Source organism: Rhodococcus sp. WS1, from assembly GCF_003797745.1.
Taxonomy (GTDB): domain Bacteria; phylum Actinomycetota; class Actinomycetes; order Mycobacteriales; family Mycobacteriaceae; genus Rhodococcus_F; species Rhodococcus_F erythropolis.
The window spans coordinates 1,952,891-1,969,363 of sequence record NZ_RKLZ01000002.1; the positions used below are offsets into that span (position 1 = coordinate 1,952,891).

Here is a 16,473-nt window from a genome sequence, read left to right on the forward strand (position 1 = left end):
AGTGTTGAACCGTCTTAGATGGTTCAGCATTTTCGAGAGGGAAATCCATGACTTCTGTTTCCGTGGTCGGTTTGGGTGCGATGGGTCGTCCCATCGCTCGAAATCTGATGGGTGCAGGCTTCGACGTGACGGTGTGGAATCGCAGCCCTGAAGCGGTGGCCGAATTGGTCGCGGAAGGGGCGACCGGCGCGAAAACCGTTGCCGAGGCATTCCAGTCCGGTGTTGTGCTGTCGATGTTGGCGGATGATTCGGCCGTGTCTGCGGCCATTCTGGATCCCGCCGTACTCGCATCCGTTCCGACTGGAACCGTGCACGTCAACATGGCCACCGTCAGCGTCGGCCTTGCCAAGCGCGCCGCCGCACTGCACGCCGACTACGGCATCGGGTACATCGCGGCGCCGGTATTCGGACGCGTTTCTGTTGCTCAGGCCGGCCAGTTGAACATCATCGCCGGCGGCGACAGTTCCCTCCTCGAGCGAGTGCAACCCTTCCTCGACGTCATCGGGGCTCGCACGTGGCCACAAGGTGAGCGTCCGGAGCAGGCCAACATCGTCAAGATCATCGGCAACTACCTCATCCTTGCCGCGATTCAATCCTTGGGTGAGGCAATCACATTGGGGGAGAGGTCAGGTGTGGACGGAAGCCAACTCGTAGAACTGCTGACCTCGACGATCTTCCCGGGGCCGGTCTACTCCAGCTACGGAAACCTCGTCGCGACGCGTCAGTACGAGCCTGCAGGATTCACCACCACTCTGGGCCTCAAGGATTTGAGGCTTGCGCTCGACGCCGCCGACAGCGTCGATCTGGATTTGCCGTTCGGCGGCGTACTTCGAGGCGTGCTCGCTCAGGCTCTGGCGAACGGTCAGGGCGAGATGGACTGGGCGTCGATTGCAGAACTGGTCCGTTCCGGCCAGTCGGGTGAAGGCAGTCCCGAAACACCGACGAGGTGAGCGCGAACTCGGACGGGACTGCGACTTCGGCACTGGCGGAGACCGATTCCGTCCGGACGCTACCGCTGGCCGGGTTGTCGGCACTCGCAATGGCAGGTTTCATAGCAATCACAACCGAAACCATGCCGGCCGGACTACTGGTGCAGATCGGGTCAGGGCTGTCCGTATCTGTCTCCGGCGCCGGGCAATTGGTCACTGCATACGCGTTGGGCTCGGTCGTCGGGGCGGTACCACTGATCGCATGGACCCGAGGACTGCGACGGCGTGCTGTCCTGGTGTCGGCGACTGTTGGATTCGGTGTCTTCAATCTGGTGACAGCGCTGTCGTCGAATCTTGTTCTCACCTTGGGTGTTCGGTTTCTGGCGGGCATGGCAGCAGGTGTGGTGTGGGGGTTGCTTGCGGGGTACGCACGCAGGATGGCGCCCCCTCGTCTGCAGGGGCGGGCCGTTGCGGTTGCCTCCGTCGGACAGCCGATCGCGCTGGCAATCGGCGTTCCGATGGGTGCGTGGCTCGGGACCCTGGCCGATTGGCGCGTAGTCTTCGCCGTGATGTCGGTTGCTGCGCTACTTCTGGTCGTGTGGATACTCACGGTGATGCCGGACTTTCCCGGGCAACAAGCGGATCGGCAGCTGTCGGTGCGGAAAGTCCTGGTCCTGCCGGGCGTACGACCGATTCTGTTTGTCGCGTTCTTGTGGATCTTCGCGCACAACATCGTGTACACGTATCTGGCGGCGTTTCTGGATCGCATCGGTTTCGGCGATCGGTTGGGAATCGTTTTGTTCGTGTTCGGACTTTTCGCCTTCGTGGGCATCGGTGTGGTCGGGGTGTTTGTCGACCGGGCCCTTCGAAGTCTCACCGTGCTGAGCTTGGTGGTCTTTGCCGCAGCTTTGACGGCGTTGGGCGTCGGCGGTGACAGCTTCGCAGTGATCGCACTCAGCGTTGCGGTATGGGGCGTGGCATTCGGAGGCGCTCCCACTCTCCTTCAGACTGCGCTCGCCGACACGACGGGCGACGCTGTGGACACTGCGCAATCGGTTTTCGTGACGATCTTCAATGCGGCGATCGCAGCGGGCGGCGTCGTGGGCGGGCTGATCTTGGCGGACAAGGGTGCGGGAGCGTTGCCGTTGGTTTCGCTGGTGCTGATCGTCGTCGGTGTTCTTCTGGTCAGTATCCGACAATTCGGACATAGCTTGTGATTCACTTCACGCATGCGAAAGTCATTGCTGGTGGTTGCTCTCGTTGCTACGTGGTTTGTCGCCGGAGCGATGCCCGCGGGGGCTGCGGATGCGAACTGGTCCGGTGATTACTCGCTCAAGCGTTTCGCCGCGACCAAGACGGGCACAAGTCTGGCCGCCAGCCAGTGGGAGCCGGATTTCTCCGATACATACACGTTCGAGACGGATTGCTCGAGCGGAGTCTGTATCGCCACAGTGGTCGGCGGTCCGGCTCCCGCCAATCCGACGTTGCCGCAGCCTGCGCGATACACCTGGGACGGAACCAGTTGGGTGCACCCCTATGACTGGGAGTGGGATTGCTACCAGGGGGAAGGCGTGCCCAAGGTGTGGGCACCGGCGCACTCCGAGGCGTATTACACACCTCAGCCCGATGGCAGTCTGAAAGGTTCGTGGCGTACCGACATCGCGAGTGGTCCCTGCGAGGGATCGGTGATCATGCACGTCGAGGCGTACCCGGTCGGTCGATCTACCGGATCCTTCGGTAGTTGAGAACGATCTGTGGCCCGAAGGTGTTGAAACAAATCTGAGCCCGCGGGAATTGATCGAGCCCCATGCACGTTAATTGAGTCAGTAACGCTCAACTTTCTGCAAGGAGGCTTCGGAATGCCAGCATTCTTCGGGCCCGAGGGTCCCGGTCGCATCGATATTTCCCGGCTCATGAGCAGGGCCACCCAGCAACTCATGGCTGACGCTGCACGTGTAGCGGCTGCTCGCGGTGATTCGGATCTCGATGCACTGCACGTTCTCCGCGTCATGGCGGAGCAGGATCCGGTCCGCACGCTCATGCAGCGCGCCGGAGCCGACCCGAAATCCGTGGTCGACGCCGTCGACCTGCGGCTGCCACAAGGCCGTGAGCAGGGGGCCTACTCTCCTCCTGCGCTCAGCAGCGCCGTGAAAACCGCTCTACTCGAGGCTCATCAACTGGCCCGAGCCCTGGGATCGACGTACATCGATCCCGAACACCTCTTCATCGCATTGGCTGGTGACCCCGATCATGTTCCGGGTCGTCTGCTCGCTTCGGCCGGCATCACGCCGGAGAAGCTGCAGGCAGCGGTTCAGAATCCTGCAGCCGGTCCAGTCGAAGACGAGTCCACCACACCGACGCTCGACAAGTACGGCGTCGATCTCACCGATCGCGCACGCAACGGCGGCGTCGATCCGGTGATCGGCCGCGCCGACGAGATCGAGCAGACCATCGAGATCCTCTCCCGCCGCACCAAGAACAACCCCGTCCTGGTGGGTGAAGCAGGCGTCGGCAAGACTGCCATCGTCGAAGGTCTCGCCCAGCGCATCGTCGACGGGGATGTCCCGGAATCGTTGGTGGGCAAGAGGATAGTCCAGCTCGAACTCTCGAGCATGGTCTCGGGTACTCGCTACCGCGGAGACTTCGAGGAACGGCTGACCAAGGTGATCGACGAGATCACCGCACACAAGGACGAGCTGATCGTCTTCATCGACGAGATGCACACCATCGCCGGTGCCGGAGGCGGCGCCGAAGGTGCGATGGATGCCGGAAACATCCTCAAGCCCAAGCTCGCTCGCGGTGAACTGCACATCGTCGGCGCCACCACGCTCGACGAATACCGCAAGAACATCGAGAAGGATCCCGCGCTCGAGCGGCGCTTCCAGCCCGTACAGGTCGGAGAGCCGTCGATCGAGGACGCGATCGCCATCTTGAGCGGACTGCGCAGTCGGTACGAGGATCACCACAAGGTCCACTACACCGACGAGGCGATCACCGCTGCGGTGGAGCTGTCGGCACGTTACATCGGCGACAGGTTCTTGCCGGACAAGGCAATCGACTTGATCGACCAGGCCGGCGCCAGGCTTCGTTTGAAGACTGCCACGGTAGACACCGCTGCTCTGCACCAACGTCTCGAGCAGCTCGAGAGCGACAAGGAGAAAGCCGTCGCCGATGAATTGTACGAGAAGGCGTCGACCCTGCGTGACGAGATCAACGGCGTCGCAAAGCGTCTCGAGAAGGCAGGATCCTCGGTTCCTTCCGAGGAAACTCCGGATGTGACTGCTGAACAGATCGCCCAGGTTGTCGCCCGTGCCACGGGTATTCCGGCCAGTCAGATGACTCAAGCAGAGAAAGATCGCCTGCGCCGTCTGGAAGAGGAACTGCACGGTCGTGTCATCGGGCAAGATGACGCCGTTCGCGCAATCGCGCGTGCGGTGCGTCGTAGCCGGACCGGTATGAGCGATCCGGATCGTCCCGTCGGCAGCTTCCTGTTCCTCGGACCTACCGGTGTCGGCAAGACGGAGCTCGCAAAAGCTCTGGCTGCCACACTCTTCGGTGACGAGAACAAGATGCTGCGCTTCGACATGAGTGAGTTCGGTGAGAGGCACACGGTAAGCCGATTGGTCGGTGCTCCTCCCGGATATGTCGGCTACGGCGAGGCCGGACAGCTCACGGAACAGGTGCGTCGTAACCCGTACTCGGTGATCCTGCTCGACGAGATCGAAAAGGCACACCCGGACGTGTTCAACACCTTGCTCCAGGTGCTCGACGATGGGCGTCTGACCGACGGCCAGGGTCGAACGGTGGACTTCAAGAACACTGTCGTGATCATGACCAGCAACCTCGGCTCGGACATCATCTCGAGCAAGTCCGGTGGACTGGGCTTCACCACAGGTGATGCAGAGTCGGCGGAGAAGCCACTGCGCGACCGCGTGATGGCCAGGTTGCGCGAATCGATGCGGCCGGAGTTCCTCAACCGCATCGACGAGATCGTGATCTTCCGCAAGCTCGACACCGAGCAACTGCACCGGATCACTGATCTGTTGCTCGACGACAGCCGGAAGCGGTTGCAGTCCAAGGGCATCGACATCGAGTTCACCGCCGACGCAGTGGACTGGATTGCCGAGCACGGGCATCAACCCGAGTTCGGGGCTCGCCCGTTACGACGTTCGATTCAGCGTGTGGTCGACGACAAGATCGCCGACATGCTGCTCGATGATCTCCTCGAAGAGGGCGGCAGCATCACCGTCGCGGTTGACGAGGGTGAGTTGGTGTTCAGCTAGGAGGGGCACAGCCCCTGTGAGCGGTTAGGGAGTCTCTGGACTCCCTAACCGCTCACAGGCGCGCAGCGCCCAAAATCTCCGCCGCCAGGGCGTCGTTGTGCCGGAAAAACCCCGCATTGGTACGGGGACGAGGGAAAGCCGCCGACCAGTTGTGGCCTGCAACCCACGGCCCGGCCGCGAAGCGGCGAGGATGAGCTGTGTTGTCCTGGTCGAGAATTCGTGAAGTACCGTCGACGGCGAGCTTCGCCGAACTGTCGACGGTCGCACGAAGTTCGACTGCCTCCCCCCGACCGTGAAGCGTCCGCAGGAGCGAGTCACCGCTCGCGCTGATGGAAGCAACCGGCAAGCGTGCTTCGACGAGGGTGTTCGCGGCCACGATGTCGGTGTGCGACGCACTGCGAGCGACAAAGATCCCAGCCCCCGTTGCCGGGTCGATCTCGGTGGAGAACGCTGAATCCGGCCCGAGGAACTGGACGATGCCGGCCTCGTTGAGCGCGATCAACTGTTCCAGTCGCTCGGGTGGCGGACCACTGGCGATGAAGCTGAAGAACGAATGAAGCCAACCCTCGACGTCCTTGGCGACGGATTCGGCCGGGATTCTGCCGCGCCGCAGCAATTCTCCGACAGTCATGTACGTCGACAGCAGCGCTGAGAAGACAGCGGCGTCGGCGCTGAAATACGGGTCCGACCTCCGCGCGACGTCTGCCGAGATGTATTCGTTGATCCGGGATTGGACCTCGGCAAGTCCGTCGTAGCGCTCACCGCCGAGTGGGCGGTTCAGCCGCTCGAGATCGATACGGTCTTCCGGCTTCGGAACTGCGTTCTCGACCAGTTCCTGCAATCGAGACGATCCCCAAGCCAGCGAGGCGAATTCGGTGTCGAACTCCTCCCAGGTGCCCACTGTCCGATCCGGGTGCGACGCGAACAGTTCGTGATAGTGGGCGCCTGCCAATTCTTTCGACGCCAGCGGCCAGATGTCGTTTCGGAAATCCAACGGCCCGTCGCCGGGCACAAGATCAGCGGTGAAGAACCGGGGTAGCGGTGGCCGCGCGTCGGCGATCGAGTACGAAATCTTGGAGTGGTACGGCACGCCTCGACGAGATCCGGCGTACAACAGAGGTTCCCGACCCGAGGGAGTGTAAGTGAGGGTGCCGTCCTCACCGCGTTCGAAGACGCCGCCGCGGCTCTCGGCGAGGAGAACCATCCAGTCGATGAAAGCCAGCCCGAGTCCGGCGATCAGAACCGGTTCGCGTTCGGGAATGACATCGGCGTCGAGGTCGGCGGTGTATCCCGGACCTACGTAGGTCAACCCGTGCTCGGACGCGAAGCTGGTCAGCGCGGTTTCACGCGGGGTAGCCAACGCATCGGGGTGCCCTTGCGCGAGAAGGACGGCCGTCGCGTCGATGACAACTCCGTCGTCTAGATGAACCGTCTGTATCTCGCCGACGTTCACGATGTCGACCACGGATCGTCGATGAACCCGAACGTCGACGTGCGCTGGTGCAGAGTCGACCGCGGTCTGGAACACCCAGTTCAGGTATCGGCTCTGTAGTGACCTCGATGCAAACGACGACGGGGTGATCATCGGAACTTCTGCCGCGATTTCAGGGAACTCGGCAAGTTCAGTCGAGTGCTCGGCGACCCATTCCGCGAGGGTCGGACCCGGCAGCACCGGGCCGGTCACGGCGGTGGTCTCGTCGGTGAACATCGTGACGTCCGCGGTTGTCGAATTCATCCACAGAAGCGGCGCCTGGCTGCCTCGCCAAATGCGGCCGGCGCCTGCCGGATACGGGTCGACGACGTGAATCTCGATCGGTACGGGATCGGCGTTCACCGATTCGTGAGCGAGGATTCGCTCGAGTACGCCGGTCCCGCGGGGGCCACCGCCCACGATCACGACGACAGCTGCTGTCCCCACTGAGGTACGGGGTCGATCGCCTGGCACGAGTCCTCCATCGGACCTGGCAGAAAGCACCCGCACCTCAGCAGAGGGGGTTGCTGCGACGTCACGGAGCCAGGACTCTCGATCGCTCTGGATGGTTAGTCCAGCTTATCTTCGGAGAATCGTGAGGCAAGGAATTCCGGACATCAGATCAGCGTGAATCAAACAGTTGTCAATCGTTATCTTTCGGTTTGCGTTGCCGGCAGGATCCGAGCGTGAACATCCCCGAAGCCGATTCGTGATCCCCCGACGCCGGGAGCGGTGGCCGAGATGGCGATGGTGTCGCCGTCTTCGAGAAAGGTTCGAGTCTCGGAGCCCACGGTCACGGGTTCCTTGCCACCCCAGGTCAGTTCGATGAAGGCGCCGCGCTGATCCTTGTCCGGTCCGGAAATGGTTCCGGATGCAAAGAGATCGCCGGTGCTCGCTGCTGCGCCGTTGATAGTGGTGTGCGCGAGCATCTGCGCCGGCGACCAGTACATCTGGGCGTAGGGCGGCCGGGAGACGACGTGACCGTTCCATTCGACGGCCAGGTCGATGTCCAACCCCCACTTCTCCTCGCCGCGCAGGTAAGAGAGAGGTTCGGGGTCCTGCACCGGCGTATCGATTCGGGCAGCTTCGAGCGCGAGTAACGGGACAACCCACGCAGAGATGGACGTCGCGAAGCTCTTCCCGAGATTCGGGCCGAGAGGGACGTATTCCCACGCCTGGATGTCCCGGGCGGACCAGTCGTTCACGACGACGGCGCCGAAGACGTGCTCGGCAAAGTCGTCCGGGGTGATGGAATCGCCCATCTTCGAGGGAGTTCCGACGATGAAGCCCATTTCGGCCTCGATGTCGAGGCGGCGGGACGGTCCGAAATCCGGGTTCTCCTGATCGGGTGACTTGCGCTGTCCGCAGGGGCGAACGATATCGGTGCCGGAGACGACGATGGTGCTCGAGCGCCCGTGGTATCCGACCGGAAGGTGCTTCCAGTTCGGCATCAAGGGAGCAGCGTCGGGTCGGAACAGGCGTCCGAGGTTGGTCGCATGATTTTCCGACGCGTAGAAATCCACGTAGTCGGCCACCGCGATCGGCAAGTGCATTGTGACTGAGTCGACGGGAAACACTGCTTCCGAGTCTATTTCGCCGGTCACTAGATCCGTGATCCGATTACGCACCGATACCCACTGATCTCGGCCCAGCGCCATGAACGCATTCAGAGTCGGTTCGGCGAAGACGGAATCTCCCAGTGTCGCTGCGAGATCGACCACCGAGTCGGCGACCCGAACACCAACACGCGGTGATCCTCCGGCGGGGGAGAAGATGCCGTATGGCAGATTGTCGATCCCGAACAACGAGTCGGCGGGAATGTCGATGGTCGTGACGGTCATACGAGTGTTCCTTCGGTTTTGTCGGAGCGGACGATCAATCCGAGACCTTCGAGCTCGGTGAGAGGGTCCGAAATGCTACAGGTCCCGAACGAGAGGAAGCGGCGACGCACCTCGCCGGCCTCGTCCGCGGTCAGTTCGGCCAGGGCTTGCGCGATCGATTCGCCATCGCGTTGCGCAAGAGCAGCAACAACTTCCGAGCGGTCGGCGCCCCGCCTCACAGCGTTGACGGCCACCATGATGTTGAGGAAGCCGTGCTGCTCGAAACCTGTCTCCGGATCGGTATTGCGCACGCCGTGATGCAGTCCCGCGGTCGCCTTGAACGGGATACCCGCTCGGACAACGGATATCACGGCATCGGCGAGCTCGTCCTCGTCCGGGTACGCTTCGGCGACAATTCCTCCGGTGCGAAACTTCGCGGAATACCCGGCGGTTTCGAGCGCCGTCAGAAAGTCCACGCGTCGATCACCGCGGGGTACCTCGACAAAAATGTCCAGGTCGGGATGAGCGGCATGGACGGGAGCGAGTTCCTCGAAGGCGGCTTCGGCGTCCAACCCGTCAGGAATTCCCACTTCGACGGCGGCGACGCTGACGCCGGGGATAGCGAGCGCGTTCGACAGTGCCGCCGCCGTATCGGCTGGACCGGCCGGCACGGTCAGGCTCAGCGTCACTGGGCTGTCCGCTGAGACGTACTCAGCCAGTTCGCTCAGTCGAGGCGCGGGGAAGACGAAGGGCCCCACCAGTGCGTCGTAATCTGCCTTCAGGTAGGCGGCGTGGGCCGGAACTGCTTCGGCCAGAGGGGCATTGCCGGGTGGGAAGAGTGCTGCGTCGTCGCACAGGCCGCGCAGGAGTGGGGAGATGATCGTCATTGCTGAGGCCCCCGCCCTGCCCAACTCCAGGCGTACGCTTCGTCTTCACAGGCCAACGCTCCCTCACCCAATTCGAGCGGCCGGAACGTATCGACCATCACGGCCAACTCGTCGAAGAACTCGGCGCCGATGCTTCGCTCGTACGCGCCGGGTTGTGGGCCGTGGGCGTGGCCACCGGGATGAATCGAAATCGAACCCTGCCCGATGCCGGAACCCTTGCGTGCCTCGTAGTCTCCGCCGCAGTAGAACATGATCTCGTCCGAGTCGACGTTCGAGTGGTAGTACGGCACGGGGATCGACAGGGGGTGGTAGTCGACCTTGCGGGGCACGAAGTTGCAGATCACGAAGTTGTTCCCCTCGAATGCCTGGTGCGCGGGCGGCGGCTGGTGAACACGGCCCGTGATCGGCTCGTAGTCGGAGATGTTGAAGGTGTACGGGTACAAGCATCCGTCCCAACCGACGACATCGAAAGGGTGCGTGGGATAAACCATTCGGGTGCCGACGATGCCCGCCGACGTGCGGTGCTTGACCAGTACCTCGATGTCGGCGCCTTCGGCGATCATGGGCGCGGTCGGTCCGTGCAGGTCTCGTTCACAGAACGGTGCGTTCTCGAGTAGCTGGCCGAAGCGGGAAAGATAGCGCTTGGGCGGGACGATGTGACTGTTCGCTTCGATGGCGTAGGCACGAAGTGGTTTGTCACCCTTGGGGATCCATCGATGCGTTGTGGACATCGGGATCAGGACGTAGTCACCTTCACAGGCCTCGAGTGTGCCGAAGACAGTCTCGACGGTCGCCTCGCCAGATTCGATGTAGACCATCTCGTCGCCGATTGCATTGCGGTACAGGGGAGATGGCGCCGCCGCAACGACGTAGGACAGTCGCACGTCGGCATTTCCGAGGATGAGACGACGGCCGGTTACCACGTCGGTCTCGTTCCAGGTGCTTTCGGGAAACAGTGTGTGGAGTTTCAGATGGCGCGGTTTGAGGGGATGGTTGGGGGTTGTGCTCTGATCGCGCAGTTCCCAGACTGTTGCGTCGACGATGGCCGACGGGATCTCGCGGTGGTAGAGCAACGAAGAATCCGAGGAGAAACCTTCCTCTCCCATCAGTTCTTCGTAGTAGAGGTTGCCGGACTCGTCACGGTGTTGGGTGTGACGCTTCGGTGGGATGTTGCCGAGTTGTCGATAGAACGCCATGACGGGGCTCCTTCTGTGCTGTTCTGCCTGGCTCACCTCCACCAGATAGTTAATACATTAACTAAAATGATGTGATGGGCGCAACCCTCCAAGGGGGTTCGGGTCTATGTCAGTTACGTCCGCGTACGTCGAACTGGCTGCGGTTGGTGATCAGTTTTTCCAGGAGCATGACAAGAATTCGCTGTTCGGCCTCGCTCAGGACGCTGACCCAGGCGTGTTCGCGTTCGTTCTGCTCGCGAAACGCTTCGACCATGGCTTCTCGGCCGTTGTCGGTCAGGTACAGCTGGACCGAACGGCCGTCGTTCTCGGTGGGCCGGCGATCGATCAATCCGTCTGCCAGCAGCGACTTGGACAGATTGGAGACCGCTGCCCTACTCATCCCGGTGAGCTCGGCGGCAGCCTTCGGCTCGATCGGACCGGCCAGCCAGGTGACGAACAACAGTCGGAAGGAGGACCATGACCAGCCTCGAGGGCGGTGGATCGACGACTCGAGATCGTACGTGACGACGTTGGAGGCTCGGTTGAGCGTCAGGAGAACCTCGGTGGCGAGCTGATCGCGAAAGCCGTGTTCGGTGGCCAGCTTTTTGTTGGCCAGTTCGATGAACGACCAGAAATTGAGTTCGCCGACGGTTGACTGGTCATCGGTTGTCCGGTCATTCATGGACTAACCCTAGCGCGATCGGCAGGTGATTAATCTATGTACTAGATCTCGGGGTTCTGATGAAACTTCGCAACCTGGCACTGCGGTCGAGGTTCTGAACTATCGTGACGCGCGTGACTGTGCGCAGCGACGAGTTTCCCCTGGATACCGACCTCATGTCGGTGGGGCAACTCGAGCGGAGACGACGATTGACCACGGCGGTGGTCGAGATGCTTGCAGCGATGCCGTCGGATCGAATCCAGATGAAAGAAGTGTCGGAGCGTTCAGGCGTGGCGCTAGGCACTCTCTATCGCTACTTTCCGACCAAACAGCAACTTCTTGCTGCGGCGATGACGGCGTGGAGCGGGCTCGAATCGGCTCGTCGTCCTGAGGAGTCGCGAACAGGCGGCGAAGAGAGCAATGCGTACGAACGGGTTCTGGCACTTCATCGCCGCGAGATGAAGGCATTCGAGCGTAGGCCTCACTTCGCTCGACTCGAGATCGAACTCCATTCGTCCTCGGATCAGTTCGTGATCGAGTCGTTGGATCAGCGCGCGGCTGCCCATCGGAGAATGCTGTTCGAATTGATGGACGGTATTCCGGCCGAGACGGCGCGGGTTGCGGCCGTGGCAATGGGCGGCACGATGTTGACGGCCCTTGCACTGTGGACCAGTGGCCGGATCGGATTCGCAGAGGCCCAGCGGAACGTCGAAGACGTCATCGGACTGGTACTTCGCTGAACGGTGTCACTCTAGAATTCAGTTCTTGTTTCTGTCGCTGTGAATGCGAATCATCGCTGCAGCTTTGTGAAAACGAAGACGCAGGGAGCGTCCTTACCTAGAATTCACTTACAAAACTGCCGGGATGTCCGATCCAAGGATCGACGTGTCCGTGAACTGTGAAAGTGAGTCGCAATGAAGCGCTCGTACCGAGCTCGCTCTCGAATCTGGATGGTTGTCCTGGCGTCGGCGACACTGGTGGTGACCGGGTGCGCCGGTAGCAGCCAAGGTACGACCACGGATGCATCGGACGTGACGGTCGGAGTTGTCGGTGACCAGAACAACGGGGGAGAGCCGCGCTCGGGTGGCACCGTGTCGTTTGCCACCTACAACGGGATCAGCAGTCTCGATCCGGCTGACCGTCAGGACGGCGGCGCTACCGGTGGTAGCGAAATGGCGGCCATCTACGACCTTCTGATGCGCTTCGATACGGCGGCGGGCGAATACGTTCCCCACTTGGCGCAGTCTTTGTCGGCCAACGGCGACAACACGGTGTGGACACTGAAATTGCGCGACGGCGTCACCTTCAGCGACGGCACTCCGATGGACAGTGCGGCAGTCCTGTGGAGTATCGATCACTATCTGCAGAAGAAGGGAACTCACGCGCTGGTGTGGAAGACCACTGTGCGCGAGACGAATTCACCGGATCCGAGTACGGTCGTCTTCACATTGGCGCAGCCGTGGGACGAGTTCCCGATCATGTTCACCACCGGTCCCGGCATGATCGTCGCGCCCTCGTCGATGGCTACCGGCACGTTCACCCCGATCGGGGCAGGTCCGTTCACCGTCGAGAAGTTCGCCTCCCAGGACGAATTGGTGCTCGCTGCCCGTCCGACGTACTGGGACGGGGCACCGTACCTCGAGAAGTTGCGCTTTCCGGCAATCGTCAACGAGAAGAGCAAACTCGAGGGATTGCACACCGACGGAATTCAGGTCGCCTATCTGAAGTCTCCCGATTTCATACACGAGGCTTTCGAAGCCGGTGATCCCGGATTTGTGTACTCGGCCAGCATGGCCGGCGTTCTGGCAATCAATCAGCGCGACGATCGGGCAGCGAAGGACGAGCGCGTGCGTAAGGCGATTGTCGCTGCGGTGGACCCGACTACGTTCAACGAGCGAGTTCAGGGCGGCTTCGGCGAACCCGGCACCGACATGTTCGCGTCGTGGTCGCAGTGGCACGGATCGGTGGCCGGGAACGGCTTCGACCCCGAGGCGGCCAAGAAGTATCTCGCCGAGGCGAAGGCCGACGGTTACGACGGAAAACTGACGTACGTCGGTATGAACGATCCGGCGACGCAGCGCAGCGCACTGACGTTTCAGTCGCTCTTGCAGGCAGTGGGTTTCACGGTCGACATCACCTACGCAACCAGCATCAACGATCTGATTTCCATGCTGTACGCGAAGCATGACTACGACGTGTCCTACTTCGCGTTCAACGTGCTGGAAGAGTCACCGTTCGTGCGTATGTACGGCAACCTGTTCAGCGAATCGCCGTCGAACATTCTCGGCTACAAGAACGCTCGGATGGACGAGTTGCTCGGCAAGCTGCAAACAGCGTCGGGCGAGGATGAGCGGCGAGCCGTCATCGACGATATTCAAACCGTGGTCAACGAGACGGCGCCGATGGCCGTGGTCAACTCCGGCAAGGTTTTCATCCCGTGGCGCGAGAACGTGCACGGAGTGACGCCGAGTGCGGACGGGATTCTGCTCTTCGGCAACACGTGGTTGAGCTGACCCCCGTGCGCCTTTTTGGTAGTGCCCACTACCAAAAAGGCGCACCGGGGCTTTGCCCCTAAAGCTCCGCTCGTACCACCTTCGCGGCCTCGACGAGGTTACGAAGCGACGCTTCGACCTCGATCGGCCCCCGTGTCTTCAATCCGCAGTCCGGATTGACCCACAACCGCTCGACCGGAACAGCTTTGAGTGCCTCACGCAGTGATTCGGCAATTTCGTCGACGCTCGGCACCCGCGGCGAGTGGATGTCGTAGACACCGGGGCCGACGCCGAGGTCGAACCCGACCGAACTGAGATCGTCGAGGACCTCCATGTGTGAGCGTGCTGCCTCGATGGACGTGACGTCCGCGTCGAGGCCGGCGATGGCGCCGATCACCGCTCCGAACTCGGAGTAGCACAGGTGCGTGTGGATCGCGGTGGAATCCGCGACGCCCGAGGTGGCCAACCGGAAGGCGCCGACCGACCAGTCCAGGTAGGCGCGCTGATCCTCGGCACGCAGTGGGAGTAGTTCTCGCAGAGCCGGTTCGTCGACCTGGATGATTCCGATTCCGGCGGCCTGCAGGTCGACGGTCTCGTCTCGAATGGCCAGTGCGACTTGATTTGCCGAGTCGGCGAGGGGTTGGTCGTCGCGGACGAACGACCAGGCCAGAATGGTGACTGGTCCGGTGAGCATGCCCTTGACCGGCTTGTCGGTCAGGGACTGTGCGTACGTGATCCAGTCGACGGTCATCTGCTTCGGGCGCGAGACGTCGCCGTACAGAATCGGCGGACGCACGCAGCGGGTGCCGTACGACTGGACCCAGCCGTTGGCGGTGGCGAAGAATCCGTCCAACTGCTCCGCGAAGTACTGGACCATGTCGTTGCGTTCCGGCTCACCGTGCACAAGCACGTCCAGGTCCAGCTTTTCCTGGAGCGCAACAACTTCGGCAATTTCGGCGCGCATACGGTTGACGTACTCGGCTTCGTCGATCTCGCCCTTGCGCAGCGCTGCGCGAGCGATGCGGATCTTCGAGGTTTGCGGGTACGAACCGATGGTCGTCGTGGGCAGCGGCGGCAGAGAAAGCAGCTCGTCCTGGGCAGCGCGACGTTCGGCGGCGGGCGCGCGACCGGTCGCCGAGTTCAGCACCGCGTCCAGACGGCCTCGAACACTCGCATCATTGAGTCTGCGATCGTCCTTGCGGGTCGACGCGGCCGCTCGTGCCAGAGCGAACTCGTCCTCCACCGACTCTCGGCCCTGTGTGAGAGCGGTTGCGAGAGTTACTACTTCCTTGACCTTCTCGGTGCCGAACGCGAGCCACGAGCGCAGGGCCTTGTCGACATCGGACTCAGCGTCGAGTGTGTACGGAACGTGCAGCAGGGAGCACGACGTGGAGACGGCAAGCGTGTCCACGCTGCCGAGCAAGGCACCCAAAGTGCTCAGTGCCGAGTCCAGATCGGACCGCCAGATGTTTCGTCCGTCGACCACTCCGGCGACGATTAGTTTGCGGGCGAGTTCAGGTACGGAGCCGATCGAATCCTGACCGGCCACCAGGTCGACGGCAAATCCTTCGACGCCGGTGGACGCAAGCGCGGGCAACGCGTCACGCAGCGAACCGAAGTACGACGCCAACAGGATCGACGGCCGCTTGGACAGCGCTGAAAGCTGTTCGTACGCAGCGCGTGCCGCTTCGATTTCCTCATCGGTGCGATCGCCCACGAGGGCGGGTTCGTCGAACTGAACCCAGCTCGCACCGGCCTTCGCGAGCCGACCGAGTAGATCCGCGTAGAGGGGGAGTAGTTCGTCGAGCCGCGAGAGCAGCGGCTCGTCTGTGCCGACAGCCTTCGAGAGCAGCAGGAAGGTGACCGGTCCGATGACGACCGGGCGGGCTGCAATGCCGTCGGAAAGTGCTTCTGCCAGTTCGGACAAGACTTTGGACGGGTCGAGTGCGAACGTGGTGGACGGTGAAATCTCCGGCACCAGGTAGTGGTAGTTGGTGTCGAACCACTTCGTCATTTCGAGTGGCGCGATGGTGTCCGTCCCACGGGCAGCGGCAAAGTAGCGGTCCAACGGATCGGCGACCGACGCGACGCGGTCGGGCAGCGCGCCGAGAAGAACTGCGGTGTCGAGCATCTGGTCGTAGAAGGAGAAGGTATTGACCGGGACGGAGTCGAGGCCCAGGTCACGGAGGTCGGCCAAGCCCTGCCGACGGAGGTCACGGGCGACAGCCTGCAGGGCGTCGGCGTCGATGCGCCCTGCCCAGTAGCTTTCGGTTGCCCGCTTGAGTTCTCGATGAGGACCGATGCGCGGTGAGCCCAGCACGGTCGAAGTGAATGTTGTTGTCACGGAGTTTCTCCAGATTGCCAATGCATTGATGGCCACTGCCGGCAGACGGGTACACCTCACGAGACCTCGAGTTTCGGCGGACAGTACTGCCCGCACCGCACACGAGGTCCGATGGAGATCTACACGCCCATTCCACGAGGCGGTGGACCGTCGGGCACGGCGTGCCCGACACAGTCGGCAGGTCTTCGGACTCGCGGGCACTCGATCGAGTTGGATCGAACCTACTGGCCGTCGCTTCCCAGGCGGATGCCCAGTGCACATAAACGGCGGTCGTTCCTGCTTACCGCTGCGGGACAGTCCCGGATTTTCACCGGGTTCCCTCTCACTCCGACAGCTTGCGCTGACGGGGCTTCGACGCCGGGAACGGTCTTCGGGGCTCCTCATGACCGCGCCGGGCGAACCAGCTGCATC

Annotated in this window: 12 protein-coding genes and 1 riboswitch; of the genes, 6 read left to right on the forward strand and 6 right to left on the reverse strand. The window is 62.2% G+C overall.

Annotated features, from left to right (window positions below; genetic code table 11):
* Positions 1-47: 47 nt before the first annotated feature.
* From EEB12_RS21875 to EEB12_RS21890, 4 genes are all read left to right on the forward strand, one after another.
* Positions 48-950, forward strand: a complete 903-nt coding sequence (locus EEB12_RS21875; protein ID WP_141488493.1) for an NAD(P)-dependent oxidoreductase — start codon at positions 48-50, stop codon at positions 948-950.
* Positions 947-2,146, forward strand: a complete 1,200-nt coding sequence (locus EEB12_RS21880) for an MFS transporter (RefSeq protein ID WP_141488494.1) — start codon at positions 947-949, stop codon at positions 2,144-2,146. Before EEB12_RS21875 ends, EEB12_RS21880 begins: the two co-directional genes overlap by 4 nt.
* Before the next feature lie 12 nt (positions 2,147-2,158).
* On the forward strand, positions 2,159-2,674 hold the full coding sequence (locus tag EEB12_RS21885; protein ID WP_019745018.1) for a hypothetical protein: 516 nt from the start codon (positions 2,159-2,161) through the stop codon (positions 2,672-2,674).
* A gap of 114 nt (positions 2,675-2,788) precedes the next feature.
* Positions 2,789-5,212 (forward strand): ATP-dependent Clp protease ATP-binding subunit, encoded by a 2,424-nt coding sequence (locus EEB12_RS21890; RefSeq protein WP_141488495.1) that lies wholly within the window; start codon positions 2,789-2,791, stop codon positions 5,210-5,212.
* Positions 5,213-5,264: 52 nt separating this feature from the next.
* Here EEB12_RS21890 and EEB12_RS21895 read toward each other — a convergent pair whose 3' ends face one another.
* The 5 genes from EEB12_RS21895 to EEB12_RS21915 form a co-directional block, all read right to left on the reverse strand.
* A complete protein-coding gene (locus tag EEB12_RS21895) occupies positions 5,265-7,157 on the reverse strand; it encodes an FAD/NAD(P)-binding protein (RefSeq protein ID WP_258537180.1) in 1,893 nt (630 codons plus the stop codon).
* Positions 7,158-7,333: 176 nt separating this feature from the next.
* Positions 7,334-8,524, reverse strand: a complete 1,191-nt coding sequence (gene fahA / locus EEB12_RS21900) for a fumarylacetoacetase (RefSeq protein WP_141488496.1) — start codon at positions 8,522-8,524, stop codon at positions 7,334-7,336.
* Positions 8,521-9,390: a hypothetical protein gene (locus EEB12_RS21905; RefSeq protein WP_070795794.1), complete on the reverse strand. Its 870-nt coding sequence runs from the start codon at positions 9,388-9,390 to the stop codon at positions 8,521-8,523. The genes fahA and EEB12_RS21905 overlap by 4 nt, the downstream gene beginning before the upstream one ends.
* On the reverse strand, positions 9,387-10,586 hold the full coding sequence (locus EEB12_RS21910; RefSeq protein WP_113683317.1) for a homogentisate 1,2-dioxygenase: 1,200 nt from the start codon (positions 10,584-10,586) through the stop codon (positions 9,387-9,389). The genes EEB12_RS21905 and EEB12_RS21910 overlap by 4 nt, the downstream gene beginning before the upstream one ends.
* A gap of 109 nt (positions 10,587-10,695) precedes the next feature.
* The gene (locus EEB12_RS21915) at positions 10,696-11,247 is read right to left on the reverse strand and encodes a MarR family winged helix-turn-helix transcriptional regulator (RefSeq protein ID WP_141488497.1); all 552 of its coding nucleotides are present in this window, start codon (positions 11,245-11,247) and stop codon (positions 10,696-10,698) included.
* Between the two features lie 104 nt (positions 11,248-11,351).
* On the opposite strand from EEB12_RS21915, the gene EEB12_RS21920 reads away from it, so the two are divergent.
* Together EEB12_RS21920 and EEB12_RS21925 are read left to right on the forward strand one after the other, a co-directional pair.
* Positions 11,352-11,966 carry a TetR/AcrR family transcriptional regulator gene (locus EEB12_RS21920; RefSeq protein WP_041815189.1) on the forward strand — a complete coding sequence of 205 codons (615 nt, stop codon included), beginning with the start codon at positions 11,352-11,354 and terminating at the stop codon, positions 11,964-11,966.
* A 174-nt stretch (positions 11,967-12,140) separates the two neighbouring features.
* Positions 12,141-13,739, forward strand: coding sequence for an ABC transporter substrate-binding protein (locus EEB12_RS21925; RefSeq protein ID WP_141488498.1), 1,599 nt, complete (start codon positions 12,141-12,143; stop codon positions 13,737-13,739).
* A 58-nt stretch (positions 13,740-13,797) separates the two neighbouring features.
* Here the strand turns inward: EEB12_RS21925 and metE are convergent, their stop codons facing one another.
* Positions 13,798-16,062 carry a 5-methyltetrahydropteroyltriglutamate--homocysteine S-methyltransferase gene (gene metE, locus EEB12_RS21930; protein ID WP_070796077.1) on the reverse strand — a complete coding sequence of 755 codons (2,265 nt, stop codon included), beginning with the start codon at positions 16,060-16,062 and terminating at the stop codon, positions 13,798-13,800.
* Positions 16,063-16,220: 158 nt separating this feature from the next.
* A riboswitch (cobalamin riboswitch) is annotated at positions 16,221-16,422 on the reverse strand.
* Positions 16,423-16,473: the final 51 nt, after the last annotated feature.

What these genes read in the sequence shown, in the direction of transcription:
- EEB12_RS21875 (WP_141488493.1), top strand. Translation starts at nt 48, where the DNA reads ATGACTTCTGTTTCCGTGGTCGGTTTGGGTGCGATGGGTCGTCCCATC.
- EEB12_RS21885 (WP_019745018.1), top strand. Translation starts at nt 2,159, where the DNA reads ATGCGAAAGTCATTGCTGGTGGTTGCTCTCGTTGCTACGTGGTTTGTC.
- EEB12_RS21890 (WP_141488495.1), top strand. Translation starts at nt 2,789, where the DNA reads ATGCCAGCATTCTTCGGGCCCGAGGGTCCCGGTCGCATCGATATTTCC.
- fahA (WP_141488496.1), bottom strand. Translation starts at nt 8,524, where the DNA reads ATGACCGTCACGACCATCGACATTCCCGCCGACTCGTTGTTCGGGATC.
- EEB12_RS21905 (WP_070795794.1), bottom strand. Translation starts at nt 9,390, where the DNA reads ATGACGATCATCTCCCCACTCCTGCGCGGCCTGTGCGACGACGCAGCA.
- EEB12_RS21910 (WP_113683317.1), bottom strand. Translation starts at nt 10,586, where the DNA reads ATGGCGTTCTATCGACAACTCGGCAACATCCCACCGAAGCGTCACACC.
- EEB12_RS21915 (WP_141488497.1), bottom strand. Translation starts at nt 11,247, where the DNA reads ATGAATGACCGGACAACCGATGACCAGTCAACCGTCGGCGAACTCAAT.
- EEB12_RS21925 (WP_141488498.1), top strand. Translation starts at nt 12,141, where the DNA reads ATGAAGCGCTCGTACCGAGCTCGCTCTCGAATCTGGATGGTTGTCCTG.